Source organism: Pseudomonas sp. XS1P51, from assembly GCF_054897845.1.
The window spans coordinates 1,695,952-1,718,190 of sequence record NZ_CM142707.1; the positions used below are offsets into that span (position 1 = coordinate 1,695,952).

Below are 22,239 nucleotides of genomic sequence, written 5' to 3' on the forward strand. Positions count from 1 at the left end.
ACAAAACCAGGACATTCACATCTATCCATGTAGATACCGTCTTGACTCTCACCGAGCAAGCGCAAGTTTCGGGTCGAAGGGTTGACCCGACTTGAGCACGCCATAGACGAAGTGCAGCAGCTTGCGCATCGCGGCACAGATGATTTGCTTGGGAGCCTTGCCGTTGGCCTTCAGGCGGTCTTTGAGAGCGATGATTGCTTCGTTGTGTTTCAGCGCCACGATTCCTGGCATGTAGAGGCTGGCGCGCAGTCGTACCGAGCCGATTTTCGAGATCGGGGTGCGGCCCTTGAGCATGCCCGAGTCATGCAGCTTCGGGTTGAGTCCCGCAGCAGCCACCAGTTTGCGCGGATCGTCGTATTTGCGCAGGTCGCCCAGTTCGGCCAGTAGTCTCTCAAGTGTTTTTTCGCCGATGCCATCGATGGTCACGATCAAGTCGCGCATCTGACGCATGTCGGGGTCGTCATCGATGTGTTGCTTGATTACCTTGTGCGTCTCAGCGATCTCTTTTTCGACGTGGCGCAGTACCGACTGGATCGAGTCTTTGACGCTTTCGTCGGACACGTCCAGACGATTACGCTCCATTTGCTGCATTTCCTGAAGATCATCGAGGCGGCGAACCATCGCCTTCAGTTGGCGAAACTTCAGCGGTTCCGGGGCCCAGAGCGACAGTTTTTCATGTTTTTCTCTGGCGAAGTCAGCGATCAGCTTGGCGTCGCTTTTATCGGTTTTGACTCGACGCAGTTCGCTGTTGGCATAGGCATGGGTCGTAGCCGGGTTGACCACACAGACCCGATAACCCTTGTTGTAAACAAACTCGGCGAGCGCCAGGTGGTAGACGCTGGTGGCTTCCATCACGATCAGGGCCGAAGGCTCGGCCTGCTTGTGCAACCAAGCCTCAAGTTCCTTGAAGCCCTTGGCATCGTTAGCGAGTTTGGCCTTGGTTTTGTGTTTGCCATTAGGCAGATGAGTGGCGATATCAAAAGTATTTTTTGCGACATCGACGCCAACGAAACTGGACATGAATACCTCCAATCAGATCAATTGCGATCATCACTGCACTCTGTCCAACCTTGCAAATGCGGGCTCTCGCCGAAGACGGGCCCAAGATACCGTTCGAACTATACGAGTGAGTGTGGAGGGTTGGAGCACCATCTACATTGCAGGCATAACGCCTAAGGAGCTGCGCGTCTTCCAGATCCCTCCCTCGATGATCAGTCGAGAACTATCGCTCCTGACGGAGCGATAGTCGAGATACAAGGAGCTGCCGAAGGCTGCGATCTTTTGATTTTGTTTGGAAAAGCAAAGGCAAAAGATCGCAGCCTTCGGCAGCTCCTAAGTGGATCGTGTGCATCAGTCGGTCTGAGGGAGGAGTTGCACGCCGAGGTACAGCGCCAGCATCCCGTCCAGCCGCAACGGGTCCACGCCGCTGAGTTCGGCAATCCGCTCCATCCGGTAACGCAGGCTGTTGCGGTGGATGCCCAGTGCATCGGCACAGGCCTGGCTCTGGCCGTCGTGGTCGCACCAGCTGCGCAAGGTCGCCAGCAGCTGACCGTTGCCATCCTTGGCGATGACTTTGCGCAGCGGCTTAAGCAACTCGTCCAGCGCATCGTCGTTGCGGTGGCGCCAGAGCATCACCGGCAACCGATAGCGGGTCAGCGTCAACAAGCGCGAATGCGGCAGGACATCACGCCCGTAGGCCAGCAAGTCTCCGACCCGCCGATAGCAACGGCGCAGCCCCGACAGGCCATCAGCCTGCCCGCCCACGGCAATGCGCAGGATGTTCCAGCCCAGGCCATCGAGTTTTTCCAGCAGCCGATCATGCTCGATCGCCTGGCTCGCCGGCCGACACCAGAGCAACGAGGACTTGGCCGAACTCACACACCAACTGTCCGGATAACGCGAAATCAGCCAGGCGCTGAGTGCCTCGACGGTTTGCCCCGGACCGTGTTCCGTCCCCAATTCGAACAGGTAAGGCACTCGCGTCATCTGCGGCTTGAGCCCCAGCTGTTGCGCTTCGTCCAGTAATCGAGGCGAATCCCCCGCCTCGCTCAGCAACAACGCCAGCAGATCATCGCAACGCTGGCGCCGCCATTGCTGCTCGGCCTGCTGGTTACGCTGGCCCACCAGCATCTCCGCCGTCATCCGCACCAGTTCGGCATACGTGCGCAATTGTTCGGGTTCACCGGTGATGCCCAGCACGCCAATCAAACGCTGATCGAGCAACAACGGCAGGTTGATGCCCGGTTGCACACCCTTGAGATGTATGGCGGTCTGGGCGTCAATTTCCACCACGCGTCCATTGGCCAACACCAGTTGCGCGCCTTCATGCCGCGTGTTGACCCGCTCCGGTTCGCCGCTGCCAAGAATCAGCCCCTGACTGTCCATGACGTTGACGTTGTACGGCAGGATGGCCATCGCCCGGTCGACGATATCCTGGGCCAGGTCGTGATCGAGTTCGAACATAGCGGGGATCCTTGAAAGCGTGAAGGGGCGGGTTGTTCACCCGCACAGGCCTTGGTTGCAAACCCTGTGCGCAAGCACAAAGACAACGACCCAAAGGGTGGCCGAGACTCACTGGGCGATCAACGTTACCCTTGCATCGCAAAAAATCATAATAAAGAGAGAGCCCGCCATGTCACAGAGCGCCGCCGCTACTCAGGCCATCGTTGACGAAAAAAACGCCGTCTACAAACGCATTACCCTGCGTTTGATCCCCTTTATCTTCATCTGCTACCTATTCAACTACCTCGACCGGGTGAACGTTGGATTTGCCAAGCTGCAGATGCTCGACGCACTGAAATTCAGCGAAACCGTGTACGGCCTCGGGGCCGGGATCTTCTTTATCGGCTACGTGCTGTGCGGCGTACCGAGCAACCTGGCCCTGACCAAATTCGGCCCGCGCCGCTGGATTGCGCTGATGATGATCGTCTGGGGCACGCTGTCGACCTGCCTGCTGTTCGTCACCACCCCGACCGAGTTCTACACCTTGCGCCTGTTCACCGGCGCGGCCGAAGCCGGGTTCTTCCCGGGCGTGGTGCTCTACCTCTCGCAGTGGTTCCCGACCTTCCGCCGTGGCCGCATCATGGCGCTGTTCATGTCGGCGATCCCGGTGTCCGGCCTCCTCGGTAGCCCGTTCTCTGGCTGGATCCTCAACCACTTCGCCGCTGGCCAAGGCGGTTTGGCCGGCTGGCAGTGGATGTTTCTGCTGCAAGGCATTCCGACCGTGATCCTCGGCGCCCTCGCGTACTTCCTGCTCAGCGACAGTTATGCCAATGCCAAGTGGCTCACGCCTTTCGAGCGTTCAGTGCTTGAGGCCGACCACGCAGAAGACCTGGCCAACAAGCCGAAAACCACCACCGACTCGCTGCTGGCCGTGTTCAAGAACCCGGCGATCTGGGCGTTCGGCCTGATCTACTTCTGCATCCAGAGTGGCGTCTACGCGATCAACTTCTGGCTACCGTCGATCATCAAGAACCTCGGTTTCAGCGATAACCTGGTGATCGGCTGGTTGAGTGCGATCCCCTACCTGCTGGCGGCCGTGTTCATGTTGATGGTGGGCCGCTCGGCAGACCTGCGCAAAGAACGCCGCTGGCATTTAGTTGTACCGATGCTGATGGGTGCGGTCGGTCTGCTGATCGCCGTGAACTTCGCCGCCCACCCGGCCATCGCCATCCTCGGCCTGACCATCGCCACCATGGGCGCCCTCACCGGTCTGCCGATGTTCTGGCCGGTACCGACCGCGCTGCTGAGTGCCGGCGCCGCTGCCGGTGGCTTGGCGTTGATCAACTCGATGGGGCAGATGGCCGGGTTCCTCAGCCCGTATCTGGTGGGTTGGGTCAAGGACAGTACCGGCTCGACCGATGCGGCGTTGTATCTGCTGGCGGGTGTGATTGTTTGCGGGAGTTTGCTGGCGTTGAGGATGACGCGGAAGTTGCGGGTTTAGGCCTGTGTCACAACAGCAGCAATTAAAGAACTACAGGTTAAGTATATAGTTTCCTACATATCCTGTAGCAGGGTCCTACATTAATACCCCTGAAGAGGCGATAGTCTGCGATCGCCTCATTTCACCCAAGTTGGAACAACCCACTTGAAAGAGGCCACAAACAGAAACTGAAAAGGATTCATATTAATGCTTAAATCTCCTGCACGCCTACTATTGCTATCTCTATCACTAGCCTGCTTTCCGCTGATGGGCAATGCAGCGACTTCGTCTGCTGCAAATACTGCCAAAGCAGCTTCCCAGCCTTTTTCGGTTTCCTGCACTAGTGGCAATTTCAAAGGAGAAGCAACAGGGCATTACTATAATTATGGCAGCAGCAAAAGCATTTATCTCAAATACTACCGAATCACTAAAAGCAACGACCAGCAGGGTGGTAATAAAGCCAACGTAAACTTGGGCGCTTTTAATGCAAGCGGTAGCGGGAGCAAACAGGTCAAGTCTCCCGACAGTATGAAGCAAGATGGCCAGTGGCACTCTCAAGACCTGAGTATAACTTACGCCCCTTGGAGTTCCACGCAGATCCAGGTTGAGTTCGTTTTTGACAAATCCGGGTCAGATCCAAAATGTATCGGGCGCGCCAACATCTAACCCCCTCCAAGACGGTATTTTTTCGTTACTTGACCCCACATAAAAATAACAATAAAAGCTTTTATAGGTTTTAACTTCGCTCGCCGCCCATTAAGCGGCGAGCAACTTGACCCGCTGATAAAATCGTCCACACCAGAACATCTTACTACTTCAGCAACCTCTTCAAAACTCCACTCAAGCAGCACTCACGCCCCACACCGAACAGCAATGACTACCCCTATTAAAAACCTGATCCAACTGTCAGCCATCAGTAAAAGCTATCGGCTTGACAGCCAACACCTGCCCATTCTAAGGGAAGTATCACTGACAATAAGTGCAGGTGAAAGCTGCGCACTTCTTGGAAGTTCGGGATCCGGCAAAAGTACATTACTCAACTTACTTGGCCTACTCGACAGTGCCGATGCCGGTATGTATCGATTCGCAGGCCACGATATGTTTACTACGACAGCCGATGAACGGGCTGTGATTCGCAATCAACACATTGGATTCGTATTCCAGAGCTTTAACCTGATGCCGAGATTAAGCGCCCTCGACAACGTCGCCGTGCCCCTCAGGTATCGCGGTGTCGGACGAGATGACGCGCTGCAACGATCCATGCGCATGCTTTCCCGGGTCGGTCTCGAGCAGCGCGCCCATCACCGCCCCGCTGACCTGTCGGGCGGTCAGAGGCAGCGCGTTGCAATTGCCCGGGCGCTGGTCGGTGAGCCGTCACTAATACTGGCTGATGAACCTACCGGTAACCTCGACAGTGACACTGCAAGCGACATCATGGACCTCCTGTTATCCCTCAACCGCGAACGCAAAGTAACGCTGATCGTCGTCACACACGATCGGGCCGTCGCCGCGCTTCTGGACCGACAGATTCTCGTTGCAGACGGCAGCGTACAGGAGCTCGGAGCGTGCCTCACATGATTGCCGGCACCGGGCAGTTCGTCCTGATGCTGATGCACGATGTCGGCGCCAGCCTTCACGCGCTGGGCAAGCGTTCCGTTCTGGCAGTGTTGGGCATCGCTATCGGCAGTTCATCGGTCGTCGCAATGATCAACATCGGAAGCAACGCTGCCACAGATGCGTCGATGATCTTCAACGCAATGGGGGTCGATACGCTGGTCGTCCAGCTTTCCGATACACCCGAATACGGCGCCCTTTCTTCAACCTTTGACTCTCATCGGATTCGTAACGTCATGCCCAGTCTCCTGAGCATTGCGCCGACCACCCAAACGGGTGGCTCAGTAATACTTAACGGTCGCACCGTGGATGCCGACCTGATCGGCAGCACGTCCGAGTTGGCGCAAGCACTGGATTTAACGCTCCGCGAAGGACGATTTCTGTCCGACTTCGATAAGGATGAAACATTCGCGATAGTCGGACACGAACTCGCCGAAGCATTGAACGGGAAAGAGGGTCCATTACAGGTAGGTGACCGGTTGCGCATCAACCGCTACCTGTTTCAGGTCATTGGCATTCTGCAAAAGAAACCCGACTTGATGTTCATTCCGATAAGGGTCAATGAGTCGATATTTCTCCCTCTGGAAGGGATGATTCGCCTGAATGCTTCGACGCAAATACGTGACGTGATTGTTCGGGTGAAACCGCATCAGGACATGAGTGCCGTGGCCCTTGCGCTGGGCGACATGCTGAAAAAAATGCTGGGCGCAAAGGAAGCCTCAGTCCTTGTCCCGCAGCAGATCATTGATGGAATGTCTCATCAAAATCGCACGTTCGCCTACTTGTTAATGGCACTTGGCGGTATTTCTCTGGTCGGCGGCGGTGCCGGCGTAATGAATGTCATGCTCATGAATGTTTCAGAAAGACGAAGAGAGATAGGCGTTCGTATGGCGCTGGGTGCGCGGCGGCGGGACATTCGTAATTTGTTCATGCTGGAAGCCCTCACACTGACAACAGTGGGCGCACTTTGCGGCGGAGCTATCGGCATCACTTTCGCACTCATATACGCCAATCTTTCAGGCTGGAAATTTTTCCTGGCGCCGGTTTCCCTGCCACTCGGATTAACCAGCACACTAATGGTGGGTCTGTTTTTCGGACTGTACCCCGCGATCCTTGCTTCTCGACTACAACCCGTAGAAGCGTTGCGCGATGAGTAGCTGGCGAGTCCGGGTGGCCTCTCTACTGTGCCTGGTGCAAAGCAGTAGCACCTTGGCAGGTCTCACCGATCCCTTATCGGCGCCAACGCTTCAACGTGACCATTACCGCAGCGTACTGTTGAGTCAGCAGTCGACCCATCTGACGTTGGATGACGCGGTGTACCTGGGCTTGCGTAACCATCGGGGTATCAAAAGTGCTTACCTGCAGCGCGTGGGGCAGAAGTTCGACTTGCGCGTAGCCAAAGATGCGTTTAATCCAAAACTACTTCTCAAAGCCAAATATCAGGGTACTCAGGGCAGTGAGGACCAGGCCAGCCACACGACGCTGTCACCCACGGCTAGTTTACTTGGAGAGTACGGAACGCGCATAAGCCTGGGCTGGACCCGGCAACTGAGCAGTGCCGAACTTGCCGGGCGCACTCGCAGTGATGGCCTGGACCTGACGGTGATTCAACCCTTGTTACGTGGCGCGGGACGAGACATCACCACTGCTCCCTTGCGCCTGGCAAAAATTTCGGAACAGTCCAACCGGTTGAATCTCAAGGCCAGCGTCTCTCAGGCCATCTTCGACATCATTACGGCTTACCGTGAGCTCCTCAAATCTCAACAGCAACTGATCATTGTCCAGGAGGCACTCGAACGGAGCCATTCGTTACTGGAGGTAAATAAGGCACTGATCAGTTCCGGGCGCATGGCCGCGTTCGAAATCATTCAGGCGCAAGCCGATATCGCCACACAGGAATTGAGCGTGGAAGAGGCGCAAAACCAGGTGCACAGAAATCGCCTGGCACTTCTGCAGCTGCTCGCGCTGGATCTTTCGACGACCCTCTACGCGGCTGAAGTGCCGGTAGCGTCCCCTACCCTTATCGACAAGCATGAAGCCCTGCGCGTGGCACAGGCCCAACAGCCGCAATATCTTTCCACGTTGCTGGATAGTCAACGGATTGATTTGGACCTGGTCATCGCCCAAGACCAGGCACGCTGGGATGTTTCACTTGTAGCTGGGGCCAATCAGCTTCAGGGCCGCAATGATGCAGGTACTGGTCGACGCTGGGACAGCTACGCTGGCGTGCAGCTGGAAATACCACTGGGTGAACTTGCAACGCGCCGGGCCGAGGTGCATGCGCGGATCAACATTGAGAGTCATCAAATCACCCTCGCCGACGCTCGCCAGGAACTGGAACGCAGTGTCAACGACGTAGTGCGTGAACTCGGAACTCGCTGGCGCCAATATGAAATTGCTCAGCGCGCCAGTGAATTATCTAAACGAAAACTCGACATCGAACAGGAAAAGCTGGGCGCCGGGCGCTCAAGTAACTTTCAGATAATCAGTTTCGAGGGGGACATGCGAGATGCCCAGAACGCTCAGATCAATGCGCTCATTGCATATCTGAACACACAAGCCCAACTCGATTTGATCCTCGGTGTGATGTTGGAAAATTGGGAAATTGCGCTCAATGATTATTAATGAAGCTAGCCAGCCAATCCGGCGCTCGTGCAAGTTGCGAGCAGGCATTGGCGTCGCCTTGCTGGTCGTTTCCGGCATCGCCGTTGACCGTTTTCAAGCCTCGGGGACCTGTCAGCCGAATGCTGAGCAGTGGGTGTCAGTACAGAGCGAATTACTGGTCCACAAAATCGGCCTGGTGGGGAAGATCGAACCACACAGGAATGTGATCCTGACTGCACCCTTCGAGGGCAATGTTCAAGCGAAGCTGGTGGAACCGGGTCAACGGGTGGAAAAAGGCCAGACGATGCTGTCGATGGATCCCGCGTTTATCCAAATAGAACTGCGCGATGCACTGTCGGCACAACTGAAAGCACGACGCGCAGTGCAGGAGTTCAACGACTGGACCAACAGTGCGTCCGTCGCACGGGCACGCCGGACGCTGCGGACATCCGAGTTGTCTATGAATAATCTGCAACGCGCGTTTCGCGACAGCCAGACATTGTTTGACCGGGGAATCATTGCGCGTAATGAGCTGGATGATTTAAACCAACAAATACAGACGCAAAAGCTCGAGCTGCTCGCCGCTCAAAGCGAACTGCAACAGATACTCGAACAGGGACAAGGCGAGTACAGGCAAATAGCCGAGATGGAGTTGAAGAACGCTTCGGTGAGGTATGAGACGTTGTTGACACTGCTCGATGATCAGCACGTCCTTGCCCCTTTCACGGGGGTTGTCGTTCCAGCCGGCACCTCTCAACCCTCCGGGACGAACTCGACGGGCCCGGTGCAGGCCGGGGCCAGAGTTGGCCGGGGTCAAGTGTTATTCGGCTTGGCCAATATCAATGAACTGAAAATTGCGACTTCGGTATCAGAGCTCGATGTGAACAAGCTACATCCTGGGCAAGAGGTCGAAATCCTCGGTGACGGCTTCGAAGGCGATCTTTTGAGGGGAACCGTACGCACAGTTGGCAGCGTGGCCGAGCGGGATGAGGAGTCCAGCGGCAGTGCAACGTTTTCGGTGACGTTGTCGATTCCCGAACTGACCCATGAGCAATCACAGCGCGTACGTTTGGGCATGAGCACCCGCCTGACCATCATCACGTATCGCAATGATGAGGCGATCATTCTCCCACCGGAGGCTATCCTGCTCGAAGGTCAGGACAGAATAGTGGAATACCGTGAGGGTGTTGATCAACCGATCAAGCGGATGCCCGTCACCACGGGCCGATCAACCCTCAAAGGCATCGAGGTATTCGGGCTGTCACCTGGGCTTGTCCGGCTGCAGATCCAGGCACCCTGCGCATGACAAACCTTCGCGCCGACATGTCCTGTCTCGGTATTTGCGCCGCGTTGCCGGACAAGGAGTCGACAATTGCGTTTGCCACGTACGCTTGTTCTGGTATTTGATTGGGCCTTTCCCCTCAGTAAAAGGATTTCGTCATGAGCTATCGCACACTGGGTCATTCGGGTCTGCAGGTTTCCACCCTGACCCTGGGCACCATGATGTTCGGCGAACAGACCAGCACCGAAGACTCCCTGCGGATCATCGACAAGGCCTGGGACCAGGGCATCAATTTCATCGACACTGCCGACGTCTACACCAGCGGCCGCTCCGAAGAAATCGTCGGCGAAGCGATCGCCAGTCGCCGCCACGAATGGGTACTCGCCACCAAGGTCGGTTTCGGCCCGGTGGACGGCGTGCCGAACCGCAGCGGCCTGAGCCGCAAGCACATCTTCAATGGCATCGACGCCAGCCTGACGCGCCTCGGCACCGATTACCTCGACATCTATTACCTGCACCGCGAGGACCACAACACGCCGCTGGAGGTCACGATATCGGCCATCGGCGATCTGATTCGCCAGGGCAAAATCCGTTACTGGGGCTTGTCGAACTATCGCGGCTGGCGTATCGCCGAGGTCATTCGCGTGGCCGACAAACTGGGGGTCGACAGGCCGGTCATCAGTCAGCCGCTGTACAACATCGTCAACCGCCAGGCCGAAACCGAGCAGATCACTGCGGCGCAAAACCATGGCTTGGGCGTGGTGCCTTACAGCCCGCTCGCTCGCGGTGTGCTCAGCGGCAAGTACGCGCCGGATGTGACACCGGACGCCAACAGCCGCGCCGGTCGTCAGGACAAACGCATTCTGGAAACCGAATGGCGCGTCGAATCCCTGCGCATTGCCCAGCAGATCCAGCAATACACTCAGGGTCGTGGCGTGGGCATCGTCGAGTTCGCGATTGCCTGGGTGCTGAACAACAGCGCCGTCACCTCGGCCATCGTCGGGCCGCGTACCGAAGAACAGTGGGATGCCTACACCAAGGCGCAGGCGGTGAAGATCACGGCTGAGGATGAAGCGTTCATCGATTCGCTGGTGACGCCGGGGCATGCGTCGACACCGGGGTTCAATGACGTGAGTCACTTTGTGTCTGGGCGCAAACCGCGTACGGCTTAAGATTTATCGCGAGCAGGCTCGCACCCACAAAAGTTATGTGTCGACCGCAAATCATGTGCGAGGTTGCCCAAATGTGGGCGCGAGCCTGCTCGCGATGACGGTTTCACGTTCAATATTGATGTTGGCTGGTAGACCGCTATCGCGAGCAAGCTCGCTCCTACAGTTGGACAGTGTTGATCAGTTGGTCAATATTCAACGCGAAAGCCACGTATCCTCTGCGCCCCGTTTCACACTCAACTCCGCGAGGACAGTTTGTCTAAAGGTATCGCTCTATCGGTTTCGGCCTCGGTGCTGTTTGCCGTCATGTATTACTACACCTCGCTGCTCACCCCGTTGAGTGGCGTGGAGATATTCGGCTGGCGAATGCTGCTGACGGTGCCCTGCATGACTGTGTTCATGGTGGTGTCCGGTGAATGGAAGCGCGTGGTCGAAATTGTTCGGCGCATCGCTGCCAATCCGAAATTGATTGCCGGCCTGATCGCCTCCTCGGCCCTGCTCGGCGTGCAGCTCTGGCTGTTCATGTGGGCGCCGCTCAACGGTTATAGCCTCGACGTGTCGCTGGGCTATTTCCTGCTGCCCTTGACCATGGTCCTGACCGGGCGGCTCGCCTATGGCGAACGCCTCTCGTACTTGCAAAAAATCGCCGTGTTTTTCGCCTGCCTGGGCGTGATCAACGAGGTGTATCAGGTCGGTGGTTTTTCCTGGGCGACCTTGCTGGTGTGCGTTGGCTATCCGGCCTATTTCATTTTGCGCAAGCGTCTGGCGGCGGACAACCTCGGCGGGTTATGGCTGGACATGACGCTGACGCTACCGGTGGCGTTCTGGTTCGTTCAGAGTGGTGAACAGGGCTTCGACGTGTTCGATCAACACCCGTGGCTGTCGCTGCTGATCCCGATGCTCGGGGTGATCAGTGCCTCGGCGCTGGTGGTCTACATCATCGCCAGCCGATTGCTGCCGTTCAGCCTGTTCGGGTTGTTGAGTTATGTCGAGCCGGGGCTGTTGCTCGGCGTCGCGTTGCTGCTCGGGGAAAGCATCAAGGCCGGGGAGTGGCTGACCTACATTCCGATCTGGCTGGCGGTGCTGGTGCTGATGTTCGAAGGGTTCAAACATTTGATGCGACAACGACGTCCATAAAGCAAAAGATCGCAGCCTTCGGCAGCGCCTACACGGGATCAGTGTTCACCCTGTAGGAGCTGCCGAAGGCTGCGATCTTTTGATGTAAAAAAAACCGGTCAACGACCGGTTTTTTTTACATCTGCAACGGCTTAGTCGGTGGACAGCACGCCACGACGAACCTGGTCGCGTTCGATGGATTCGAACAGCGCCTTGAAGTTGCCTTCGCCGAAACCATCATCACCTTTACGCTGGATGAATTCGAAGAACACCGGGCCCATCAGGGTTTCCGAGAAGATCTGCAGCAGCAGGCGCTTGTCGCCCGACTCGGACGAACCGTCCAGCAAAATGCCCCGTGATTGCAGTTCGTTGACCGGTTCGCCGTGGTTCGGCAAACGGCCTTCGAGCATTTCGTAGTAGGTTTCCGGCGGCGCCGTCATGAAGCGCATGCCGATGCTTTTCAGGTGATCCCAGGTCTTGATCAGGTCATCGCTGAGGAAGGCAACGTGCTGGATGCCCTCGCCGTTGAACTGCATCAGGAACTCTTCGATCTGACCGGCGCCCTTGGACGATTCTTCGTTCAACGGGATGCGGATCATGCCGTCCGGTGCGGTCATCGCCTTGGACGTCAGGCCGGTGTATTCGCCCTTGATGTCGAAGTAACGGATTTCGCGGAAGTTGAACAGCTTCTCGTAGAAGTTCGCCCAGTAGGCCATGCGTCCGCGATAAACGTTGTGGGTCAGGTGGTCGATGATTTTCAGGCCTGCCCCAACCGGGTTGCGGTCAACGCCTTCGATGAACACGAAGTCGATGTCGTAGATCGAACTGCCTTCGCCGAAACGGTCAATCAGGTACAGCGGCGCGCCGCCGATGCCTTTGATCGCCGGCAGGTTCAGCTCCATCGGGCCGGTCTCGATGTGGATCGGCTGGGCACCGAGTTCCAGGGCACGGGCAAACGCCTGTTGGGCGTTCTTGACGCGAAACGCCATGCCACACACCGACGGACCGTGCTCGGCCGCGAAGTACGAAGCGACGCTGTGCGGTTCGTTGTTGAGGATCAGGTTGATCTGGCCCTGACGATACAGGTGCACGTCTTTGGAGCGGTGGGTCGCAACCTTGGTGAAGCCCATGATCTCGAAGATCGGCTCCAGGGTATTGGGGGTCGGCGATGCGAACTCGATGAACTCAAAGCCCATCAGGCCCATTGGGTTTTCGTATAAATCTGCCATGGTTGGCGCCTCATCATTTTCTTGTCAATTAACGGATCGTTAGTTGCTAGCAATGCTGAGACCGGCGGGTGGCGCGCAGGAGATGCCCCGCACGCTGCGGGCGAGGAAGTCACCGTAGATCAATTGAAACCCAAATATCTTCATGGTCGACCCAAGGCTCTTGCGGGCGAGGCTTCTGCTGCCAGAAGACGATTATTCTTATATGCGTAACCCGATTCTACACAGCGTAAAACAGTTTGTCCGCCTTCTGTATCAAATCCCCTTTTTCCCTGCTCGCGCAAGGGGTTTGTTGCACAGGTAAATCCCCAGCAGAATCAGCCCGCCGCCCAGGCACATCGCCAGGGTCAACTGCTCGTCCAGCAGCAGTGCACCAAGGATCACCGCCGTCAGCGGGTTCAAGGCAATGAACACGCCGGAACGGGTCGCGCCGATTTTGCGAATGCCGTCGTAATAGGCGATGTAGGCCAGCGCCGAACCCAATACGCCGAGGTACATCAGGCTCAGCCATTGCTGCGGCCCTAAGCTGACGAGTGCCGCGACACTCAACTCTCCCCTGACAGCACTGGTCACCCAGAGCATCACCGTGCCCAGCAAAATCGAATACGTCACTGTTTGCACCGGCCCCAGGGTTTGATTCAAATCCTTGGAGAACAGTGAATAGATGCCCCAACCGAGTACGCAGCCGAAAATCAACAGATCGCCGATCCAGGCATCGGCATGACCTGCCAGCCACTGCGGGTTACGGCTGACGATCACCAGGCTCGCCCCGGCAATGCAGATTGCGATACCGATGACTTTCACCCGACTCAAGCGCTCCTTGAACAGTAGGCACGACGCCAACCCGATCACGGCCGGGTTCAGCGCCACAATCAATGACGCCCGTGACGCATTGATGTAATGCAGCCCGTAAAAAAAGCAGAGGTTGTAGAAAAAGATCCCGAAAAACCCCAGCAGCGCCAATTGCAGCCATTGCCTGGGACTGGGTCGGGCGAGAGGTACGCGGGCCAGCAGTAAAAACAGCAGCAGCGCCGCACTGGCCAGCAGGAATCGCAGGCTGGCGGCAAATAAAGGACTGAGGCTGTCAGCCAGAAACCGGCCAGCCACGAAGGTTCCGCCCCAAATCATCGTGACAGCGGCAAGTTTCAGGTAAACCGGCACATCCGATGAGGTCGTTTGTACATAGATAGTCATAGCTCGTCAGAACCGGAATCAGGCAGATGACGTATCATTTCACTAATGCCAGATCATCGTAAAATGAGTAATCACTCATGACCCTCACCCAACTGGAAATTTTCTCACTCGTGGCCGAGCTTCACGGCTTCACGGCGGCGGCCAATCGTTTGGGGATTTCTCAATCTGCGGTGTCTCACGCCCTCAAATCGCTGGAACAGGAATTGGGCGTTGAGTTACTGCACCGACATCAGTCCCACGTTGAACTCAGCGACATCGGCCAACAGCTGTTGCTGCGTGCCCGGGCGATGCTGGGACTGGCCAACACCTTGCGCCAGGAAGCGGCGGATGCTCGCGGAATGAAACGCGGCACGTTGCGCATCGGCTCGTTCGGCCCGACCTCGTCGATCAAGCTGCTGCCGATGATCCTGCAGCACTACCGGGCCGCTCACCCTGGCATTGAAGTGCACATTGACGAAGGTCCGGACCGGCAGGTGATCCAGTGGTTGGAGGAACGGCGTATCGATATCGGCTTCGTGGTGTTGCCCGAGGAACGCTTCGACACCTTTGCGCTGATCGAAGACCAGATGGTCGCGCTGCTGCCTATCGGTCATCCGCTGGCAGGTCGCGACAGCCTGAACTTGAGCGAGTTGTGCCACGACCCTTTTGTGCTGACCGAAGCCGGCTCCTCGGAACTGGTCTCACGGTTGTTCAATGCGGCGCGACTGACACCGAACATCCGCTATCGCTGCTCGCAGCTGCTGAGCACGCTGGATACCGTCGGCCGGGGCGACGCCTTGACCGTGGTCGCCGAAAGCTCGTTGCCTGACCACAGCGACAGCCGCTACGTGAAAAAACCGCTGTCGCCGCCGGTCACACGCCAGGTCGGCCTGGCGGTGCTCGACCAGCGCCAGTCTTCACCCGCCACACTGGCCTTTATCAAACTGGCCTCAAGTCTGGAATATCGGTGAGCGGCATAAGTATCGAAGGCCAACTATCATGGCCTCTGACTGAACTCTTTTTGGGAGGCGCGCTGTTGTCCTGCCAGCATTTGAGAGCCCTATTTCATCGTGACAGGTTTCGCGAATGCCACTGAACATCAAATCCCGCCGCAAACGCAGCCTCAGGATGACTGTCACCGTATTGAGCGGATTACTCCCGATGTTACTGGGGTTCGCCATTCTTTACATGCAGGCTGAACGTGCACTCAAACACAGCACCGAACAGACTGCCGAAGAGGCCATTCGCCAGTTCGAACTGATGCTCGACAACACCGCCCAGGCCGCGCGCGAATTGCTGCCGCTGGCCGGGCAAAGTTGTATCGACGTCAATCTGAAGTTGCGTGAACAGGTCACTCGTCGCCCCTTCGTGCGCTCGACCAACCTTGTGTGGGACAACACCATTTATTGCAGTTCGTTATTTGGCGACTATCACGAAAAAATCGTTTCGGGAGACTACACCCAAGGCCAGTTGTTGCTGATGAAAGGTAACCCGGTCACACCCGATACGGCGCTGTTGGTCTATCGGCTCAGCGAAGGCAAACAGGGAGCGATGAGTACCCTGGACGGCTATCACTTGAGCAACGCACTGCGCATGATCGGCCGCAAGACGTTGTTGGTATTGCAAGTCGGCCCCCACTGGCTGTCTGCCGATGGCAAGTTCCACGAAGACGCCCTACCGGTGTTCCCGGTGGCGCAAAGCGAACTGACTTCGTCACGCTATCCCTTTGCTGTCACGGCCGGCTTTCCCGAAGGAGCGACCTGGCGTTACATGACCAGCGAGTATCCGTCGTTGTTCAGTTTGCTGATCTTTTTTGGGGTGATTTCCGGTTCGATCGGTCATTTCCTGCAGAAGCGCTCTTCGTCGCCAAGCCATGAAATGCGGCGTGCGCTGGAAGCTGAAGAGTTCGTTCCGTATTTTCAACCGGTGGTCCATGGCGACACCAAGAGATGGTCCGGCATCGAGGTGCTGATGCGCTGGAATCACCCCAAGGAAGGCCTGGTACGCCCGGATCTGTTCATTCCGTTTGCCGAACATTCCGGACTGATTGTGCCGATGACCCGCTCATTGATGCGACAAACCGCAGCGTTACTGGCGCCCCAATCGGCGTTGTTCGATGAGCCGTTTCACGTCGGTATCAACATCACCGCCGGCCATTGCAAGGACCTGGAACTGGTTGCCGATTGCCGTGAGTTCCTCGGTGCCTTCGCCCCCGGCACCATTAACCTGGTGCTTGAGTTGACCGAGCGTCAACTCATCGAGCCTACGCCCGTCACCCACCAATTGTTCGAGCAGCTGCATGAACTCGGCGTGATGATCGCGATCGACGACTTTGGCACCGGTCACTCGAGCCTCGGTTATCTGCGCCAGTTCAATGTGGACTTCCTGAAAATCGACCAGAGCTTTGTGGCCATGATCGGTGTCGACGCCCTGTCCCGGCACATCCTGGACAGCATCATCGAGCTTTCGGCCAAACTCGATCTGAGTATTGTTGCCGAAGGTGTCGAAACCGTGGAGCAAAGTGATTATCTGACGGCCCACGGCGTGAACTTCCTGCAAGGTTATCTGTTCGGCCGGCCGATGCCCGGGGCAGACTTCATTAATGCATTAAGTCACCATTAACTAGCCGCTTTAAGCGACGAACCACGGCGCGGCGCACCAATTTGAATCAAAAGACTACTCTTGTTACATGAAGAAAAAGTCAGGATTTACTCTTGGCCAATTAACTACTACAATTTTTCATGCCTGTGCAAAATTGGCAGGTGAGCCACTATCACCGAGTCGCTTCAAGGCTCTTGGCTTATAGCTTTGTTTGCGGTTGGTATCAGCCAAACACACTATTGGAGTAAAGATATTGTCCAGACTCGCTGAATTTCGTGCAGCTGAAAAGGCCCTTCAAGAGCAGCTCAAGCAGCTGGAATCCCTGAAGAACGATGCCGGGCTCAAGAAAGAAATCGAATTCGAAGAAAAGCTCCAGGGGCTGATGAAAACCTACGGCAAGAGCCTGCGCGACATCATCGCCATTCTCGATCCGAACCCGGCAAAATCCGGCCTGCAACAGGCAGCGGCGCCTAAAACCCGCCGCGCTCGCGTGGTCAAGGTTTATCAGAATCCGCACACCGGTGAACTGATTGAAACCAAGGGTGGCAACCACCGTGGCCTGAAAGCCTGGAAGGAACAATACGGCGCTGCTACCGTTGATTCCTGGCTGCGCGGCTAATCACTCGCGGTGACAAAAAAAGCCCTGCCAATGCAGGGCTTTTTTCATGGATACCCTCTAAATGCAACGAATGGAATCGATCAACTCGCTACTTGTTGATTAACTTTGTGCTTAATCCCTTTGGGTATCTAAAGATTACGCAACGAGCTGAAATCGGCGACGGCGCAAACCTTCAACTAAAGTTTCAGGCTGTTACGAGCTGCCTCTATTTCAACCTGACTTGCCTTATAAACCTCGGCTTGCCCCGCGTACGAAAGAACATAGGCCTTATCGGCGTCCACGGCCGCGACCAATGTTTGAGAAAGCACATGCCGACCGTTCTGCGTGATCGTGCAGGTAGTTTCCAGCGCCGATAAGCGGCTCAAAGTGGTCGGGTGGATTTTGGTGCAGACACTTTGATAGCCGCCTTGAAAGAAGTCCTTCTGTACCGACTTGCGCATCTCCAGCAACACGCCTTGCAGATTCACCTGATGACCGCTTTGCACCTGAGTCATGGTCAACTCCATCACCATCACCGGCGTCCCGCCCTGATCGTTTTTCACCGCACGCTGGCGCGACACCTGGGTGTTGGCGTTATCTTGCGGAACGGCTTCGACCTCCCAGCCGTCGGGCCATGTCACGAGCGGTGCGTCTGCATGAGCACTGGTAACACCTGAAAGCACGCAGATCAGGACGAACATCGACTTACAGAATCGAATCATTGCAATGAATACTCGCGGATTGAACCGTAAAGTCTGAGCCTCGCCCGCCTGTCAGGCAATAGCAGACGGTTTTGGTTTGGTGATGCCTGCGCCCTTGCGTATCATTGTCGTCATTCGTTAGCCCCACTTATTTTCCGGAGGGCCCATGAGCCTGCACGAATTGAACACCTTCCCAGGCGTTACCGCCCAACCTGACACCGCCACCCAGAAGTTCGTCTTCAACCACACAATGCTGCGGGTCAAGGACATCACCAAGTCCCTGGATTTCTACACACGTATCCTGGGTTTCTCGTTGGTGGAAAAGCGCGACTTTCCGGAAGCCGAATTCAGCCTGTACTTCCTGGCGCTGGTCGATAAAAACCAGATCCCGGCCGACGCGGCCGCGCGCACCGAGTGGATGAAGTCGATCCCCGGCATTCTAGAACTGACCCACAACCACGGCACCGAGAACGACGCGGACTTCGCCTACCACAACGGCAATACCGACCCGCGAGGTTTCGGCCACATCTGCATCTCGGTGCCGGACATCGTCGCCGCGTGTGAGCGCTTCGAAGCCCTGGGCTGCGATTTCCAGAAACGCCTGAACGACGGCCGCATGAAGAGCCTGGCGTTCATCAAGGACCCGGATGCCTACTGGGTCGAGATCATTCAGCCAGCCCCGATGTAAATCAAAAAATCAAAAGATCGCAGCCTTCGGCAGCTCCTACAGGGTGTAAGTCATCCCAAGGTAGGAGCTGCCGAAGGCTGCGATCTTTTGATCCAGACACAAAAAACCCCATGATCACTCATGGGGTTTTGTGTTTTCAGCGTCCGGTTTTATGCGGGGGCCGATGTCCGGATCAAGTGATCGAACGCGCTCAGGGAAGCCTTGGCGCCCTCGCCCACCGCAATCACGATCTGCTTGTACGGCACGGTAGTCACATCACCGGCCGCGAACACGCCAGGCATCGAGGTTTCACCACGGGCATCGACGATGATCTCGCCACGCGGCGACAGCTCGATGGTGCCTTTGAGCCAGTCGGTGTTCGGCAGCAGACCGATCTGCACGAAGATGCCTTCGAGGTTGATCGTGTTGAACTCACCCGAATCGCGATCCTTGTACACCAGACCGCTCACCTTCTGGCCGTCGCCCTTCACTTCACTGGTCAGTGCGCTGGTGATGACATCGACGTTGGGCAGGCTGAACAACTTGCGTTGCAGCACCGCATCGGCGCGCAGCTTGCTGTCGAACTCCAGCAGCGTGACGTGGCTGACAATCCCCGCCAGATCGATAGCTGCCTCAACGCCGGAGTTACCGCCGCCAATCACCGCTACGCGCTTGCCTTTAAACAACGGACCGTCACAGTGCGGGCAGAAACACACGCCTTTGGCTTTGTATTCCTGCTCGCCTGGCACGCCCATTTCGCGCCAGCGGGCGCCAGTGGCGAGAATCAGCGCCTTGGTTTTCAGGGTGGCGCCGCTTTCGAAGCGAACTTCGTGCAGCTCGCCGGGGTTCTTCGCCGGAATCAGCGCAGTGGCCCGTTGCAAGTTCATGATATCGACGTCGTATTGCTTGACGTGCTCTTCGAGGGCACTGGCCAGTTTCGGCCCTTCGGTTTCCTGCACGGAGATGAAGTTCTCGATGGCCATGGTGTCCAGCACCTGCCCACCAAAACGCTCAGCCGCCACACCGGTGCGAATGCCTTTACGGGCAGCGTAGATCGCGGCCGAAGCACCGGCCGGGCCACCGCCGACGACCAACACGTCAAAAGCTTCTTTGGCGCTGATTTTCTCGGCTTGGCGTTCGGCGCCGCTGGTGTCGACCTTGGCGAGGATTTCTTCCAGGCCCATACGCCCCTGGCCGAAAATCTCGCCGTTCAAGTAAATGCTTGGCACCGCCATGATCTTGCGATCATCAACTTCGGCCTGGAACAGCGCGCCGTCAATCGCGACGTGGCGGATGTTCGGGTTCAGCACCGCCATCAGGTTCAACGCCTGGACCACGTCCGGGCAGTTCTGGCAGGACAGCGAGAAGTAAGTCTCGAAGCTGAACTCGCCTTTGAGCGAGCGGATCTGTTCGATCACTTCAACACTGGCTTTCGATGGATGGCCGCCGACTTGCAACAAGGCCAACACCAGGGATGTGAATTCGTGGCCCATCGGGATGCCGGCGAAACGCAGGCTGATATCGGCACCCGGGCGATTGATCGAGAACGATGGTTTACGTGCATCGTCACCGTTGTCGAGCAAAGTAATCTGACTGGAAAGACTGGCAACGTCTTGCAGGAGTTCGAGCATTTCCTGGGATTTCGCACCGTCGTCGAGGGATGCAACGATCTCGATCGGCTGGGTGACCCGTTCCAGGTACGATTTCAACTGGGCTTTAAGATTGGCGTCCAACATACGGGCGATTTCCTTTGTTCGTATCGAAAAAAAACGCCCGAGCGAATCTCGCCCGGGCGTTTTTGAGGGCGGTTGCAGCTTACTTAGGTGCGGAAACCCGCCCTGATGATGCTATTCACAGACTTAGATCTTGCCGACCAGGTCCAGGGACGGAGCCAGAGTAGCCTCGCCTTCTTTCCACTTGGCTGGGCAAACCTGGCCTGGGTGAGCAGCGACGTACTGGGCAGCCTTGATTTTGCGCAGCAGTTCGGAAGCGTCACGACCCACACCACCGTCGTTCAGCTCGACGATTTTGATCTGGCCTTCAGGGTTGATCACGAAGGTGCCACGGTCAGCCAGACCGGCTTCTTCGATCAGCACGTCGAAGTTGCGGGAGATAGCGTGAGTCGGGTCGCCGATCATGGTGTACTGGATTTTGCCGATGGCTGGCGAAGTGTTGTGCCAGGCAGCGTGGGCAAAGTGGGTATCGGTGGAAACGCTGTAGATCTCGACGCCCAGCTTCTGGAACGCGTCGTAGTTGTCAGCCAGGTCTTCCAGTTCGGTCGGGCAAACGAAGGTGAAATCGGCTGGGTAGAAGAACACGACAGACCACTTGCCTTTCAGGTCAGCGTCCGACACTTGTACGAAGTCGCCATTTTTGTAGGCGGTAGCTTTGAACGGTTTAACTTGGCTGTTGATGATAGGCATCGTTGACTCTCCGTCAGGGGTTAAGAAGTTGATGGAGTGAACTCTACCCACTCGACGGACGTATGGCTCATTGGCAAACCTCATGCTGCTGATTGGTTTTCGCTATTAGCGGACAGTATTAATAGAAGAAAACGGTCTCTAGAGCGTCAACGACTTCTCAGCGATGCGAGTCATCCCGAGAAACGGGCTGGCTTCCACATAGCGCATGGCCGACTTCATGTCCTTCCAGCCCACGTAACTCATCAACGACTTCAAATCCCAACCGCTCTGATGCGCCCAGGTGGCAAAGCCGCGCCGCAAGGAGTGGCTGGTGTAATGCTCGGCCGGGATGCCGGCGCGCTCCAGCGCCTGGCGCAACAACGGAATCACGCTGTTGGCGTGCAGGCCTTCCTCGCTCAAATTGCCCCAGCGATCGATACCACGAAACACCGGACCACGGACCAAGGCCGCTTCGGTGATCCAGGCGATGTACGCCTGCACCGGACACAAACGCTGCAGCGCTGGCGTCTGGTAAGTCTTACCGAGGTTTTCGCGATCGCTCTTGCTGCGTGGCAGGTAGAGCGTGATGCCCGAACCGGCGCTCGCTTGAACGTGTTCAATCTGTACGCGGCACAACTCATCGCTGCGAAAGCCGCGCCAGAAGCCCAGCAGGATCAGCGCCGTGTCGCGCCTTGCCCGCAGAAGAGCCGGTCGGTCATTTTCGGATTTTGCGGTTTGCGCTTCCTGCTCCAGCCAGGCCACCACTTGTTCGAGATGCTGAAGCTGCAACGGCTCGGCCTGTTTTTCCTGGGCCGGGTGCAACGCACGAATACCCTTGAAGACCTTGCGCACCACCGGTGCCTTGGTGGGATCGGCAAACCCCTGGCTGTTGTGCCATTGCGCCAGTGCAGACAGGCGCAACTTCAACGTGTTGATCGACAGCACGCCCGCATGCGCCACCAGATAGCGGGCGACGCTATCGCTGGTTGCCGGCAAAAAACCACCCCAACTGACTTCGAAATGCTCGATCGCCGCCCGATAGCTACGCCGGGTGTTGTCGCGCGTGGCAGCTTGCAGGTAACGATCCAGATCGCTCATGGGAAATGACCTTGCTGTGACTGTAGGAGCGGGCTTGCTCGCGATGAACGTAAACGATGGCGCTAT

The 22,239-nt window shown here is 56.8% G+C and carries 20 protein-coding genes; 12 read left to right on the top strand and 8 right to left on the bottom strand.

All coding sequences use genetic code 11. From position 1 onward, the window contains the following. Positions 1–48: 48 nt before the first annotated feature. Entirely contained in the window at positions 49–1,020 is a 972-nt protein-coding gene (locus tag ACYZUD_RS07715) for an IS110 family RNA-guided transposase (RefSeq protein WP_462019512.1), read from the bottom strand. A 330-nt stretch (positions 1,021–1,350) separates the two neighbouring features. Continuing rightward, positions 1,351–2,463: a sugar diacid recognition domain-containing protein gene (locus ACYZUD_RS07720; protein WP_462023404.1), complete on the bottom strand. Its 1,113-nt coding sequence runs from the start codon at positions 2,461–2,463 to the stop codon at positions 1,351–1,353. A gap of 169 nt (positions 2,464–2,632) precedes the next feature. On the opposite strand from ACYZUD_RS07720, the gene ACYZUD_RS07725 reads away from it, so the two are divergent. From ACYZUD_RS07725 to rarD, 8 genes are all read left to right on the top strand, one after another. Further along, complete coding sequence (locus tag ACYZUD_RS07725) at positions 2,633–3,943, top strand: MFS transporter (RefSeq protein WP_462023405.1); 1,311 nt, start codon at positions 2,633–2,635, stop codon at positions 3,941–3,943. A gap of 186 nt (positions 3,944–4,129) precedes the next feature. Beyond that, positions 4,130–4,588: a hypothetical protein gene (locus ACYZUD_RS07730; RefSeq protein WP_462023406.1), complete on the top strand. Its 459-nt coding sequence runs from the start codon at positions 4,130–4,132 to the stop codon at positions 4,586–4,588. 207 nt (positions 4,589–4,795) lie between these two features. After that, positions 4,796–5,500, top strand: a complete 705-nt coding sequence (locus ACYZUD_RS07735; protein WP_462023407.1) for an ABC transporter ATP-binding protein — start codon at positions 4,796–4,798, stop codon at positions 5,498–5,500. Further along, positions 5,497–6,693 (top strand): ABC transporter permease, encoded by a 1,197-nt coding sequence (locus tag ACYZUD_RS07740; protein WP_462025202.1) that lies wholly within the window; start codon positions 5,497–5,499, stop codon positions 6,691–6,693. Before ACYZUD_RS07735 ends, ACYZUD_RS07740 begins: the two co-directional genes overlap by 4 nt. Further along, positions 6,686–8,161, top strand: a complete 1,476-nt coding sequence (locus tag ACYZUD_RS07745; protein ID WP_462023408.1) for a TolC family protein — start codon at positions 6,686–6,688, stop codon at positions 8,159–8,161. Before ACYZUD_RS07740 ends, ACYZUD_RS07745 begins: the two co-directional genes overlap by 8 nt. Beyond that, positions 8,151–9,446 (top strand): efflux RND transporter periplasmic adaptor subunit, encoded by a 1,296-nt coding sequence (locus tag ACYZUD_RS07750; protein ID WP_462023409.1) that lies wholly within the window; start codon positions 8,151–8,153, stop codon positions 9,444–9,446. Before ACYZUD_RS07745 ends, ACYZUD_RS07750 begins: the two co-directional genes overlap by 11 nt. A gap of 134 nt (positions 9,447–9,580) precedes the next feature. Continuing rightward, positions 9,581–10,594 carry an aldo/keto reductase gene (locus tag ACYZUD_RS07755; protein WP_462023410.1) on the top strand — a complete coding sequence of 338 codons (1,014 nt, stop codon included), beginning with the start codon at positions 9,581–9,583 and terminating at the stop codon, positions 10,592–10,594. Between the two features lie 252 nt (positions 10,595–10,846). Further along, on the top strand, positions 10,847–11,728 hold the full coding sequence (rarD, locus tag ACYZUD_RS07760) for an EamA family transporter RarD (RefSeq protein ID WP_462023411.1): 882 nt from the start codon (positions 10,847–10,849) through the stop codon (positions 11,726–11,728). 131 nt (positions 11,729–11,859) lie between these two features. Here the strand turns inward: rarD and hppD are convergent, their stop codons facing one another. Next, a complete protein-coding gene (hppD, locus tag ACYZUD_RS07765) occupies positions 11,860–12,936 on the bottom strand; it encodes a 4-hydroxyphenylpyruvate dioxygenase (RefSeq protein ID WP_462023412.1) in 1,077 nt (358 codons plus the stop codon). A gap of 252 nt (positions 12,937–13,188) precedes the next feature. Continuing rightward, entirely contained in the window at positions 13,189–14,127 is a 939-nt protein-coding gene (locus ACYZUD_RS07770; protein ID WP_462023413.1) for a DMT family transporter, read from the bottom strand. 77 nt (positions 14,128–14,204) lie between these two features. On the opposite strand from ACYZUD_RS07770, the gene ACYZUD_RS07775 reads away from it, so the two are divergent. From ACYZUD_RS07775 to ACYZUD_RS07785, 3 genes are all read left to right on the top strand, one after another. Further along, on the top strand, positions 14,205–15,077 hold the full coding sequence (locus ACYZUD_RS07775; protein WP_462023414.1) for a LysR family transcriptional regulator: 873 nt from the start codon (positions 14,205–14,207) through the stop codon (positions 15,075–15,077). 115 nt (positions 15,078–15,192) lie between these two features. Further along, positions 15,193–16,728, top strand: coding sequence for an EAL domain-containing protein (locus ACYZUD_RS07780; RefSeq protein WP_462023415.1), 1,536 nt, complete (start codon positions 15,193–15,195; stop codon positions 16,726–16,728). 232 nt (positions 16,729–16,960) lie between these two features. Next, the gene (locus tag ACYZUD_RS07785) at positions 16,961–17,326 is read left to right on the top strand and encodes a histone-like nucleoid-structuring protein, MvaT/MvaU family (RefSeq protein WP_008075430.1); all 366 of its coding nucleotides are present in this window, start codon (positions 16,961–16,963) and stop codon (positions 17,324–17,326) included. A gap of 176 nt (positions 17,327–17,502) precedes the next feature. On the opposite strand, the gene ACYZUD_RS07790 is transcribed toward ACYZUD_RS07785, so the two are convergent. After that, complete coding sequence (locus tag ACYZUD_RS07790) at positions 17,503–18,027, bottom strand: DUF4946 domain-containing protein (RefSeq protein WP_462023416.1); 525 nt, start codon at positions 18,025–18,027, stop codon at positions 17,503–17,505. A 145-nt stretch (positions 18,028–18,172) separates the two neighbouring features. On the opposite strand from ACYZUD_RS07790, the gene gloA reads away from it, so the two are divergent. Next, positions 18,173–18,694: a lactoylglutathione lyase gene (gene gloA, locus ACYZUD_RS07795; RefSeq protein WP_033055156.1), complete on the top strand. Its 522-nt coding sequence runs from the start codon at positions 18,173–18,175 to the stop codon at positions 18,692–18,694. Between the two features lie 149 nt (positions 18,695–18,843). Here the strand turns inward: gloA and ahpF are convergent, their stop codons facing one another. From ahpF to ACYZUD_RS07810, 3 genes are all read right to left on the bottom strand, one after another. Further along, a complete protein-coding gene (ahpF, locus tag ACYZUD_RS07800; RefSeq protein WP_462023417.1) occupies positions 18,844–20,409 on the bottom strand; it encodes an alkyl hydroperoxide reductase subunit F in 1,566 nt (521 codons plus the stop codon). Between the two features lie 123 nt (positions 20,410–20,532). Continuing rightward, the gene (gene ahpC / locus ACYZUD_RS07805; protein ID WP_008155117.1) at positions 20,533–21,096 is read right to left on the bottom strand and encodes an alkyl hydroperoxide reductase subunit C; all 564 of its coding nucleotides are present in this window, start codon (positions 21,094–21,096) and stop codon (positions 20,533–20,535) included. Positions 21,097–21,234: 138 nt separating this feature from the next. Continuing rightward, the gene (locus ACYZUD_RS07810) at positions 21,235–22,173 is read right to left on the bottom strand and encodes a site-specific integrase (protein ID WP_462023418.1); all 939 of its coding nucleotides are present in this window, start codon (positions 22,171–22,173) and stop codon (positions 21,235–21,237) included. Between the last annotated feature and the right edge of the window lie 66 nt (positions 22,174–22,239).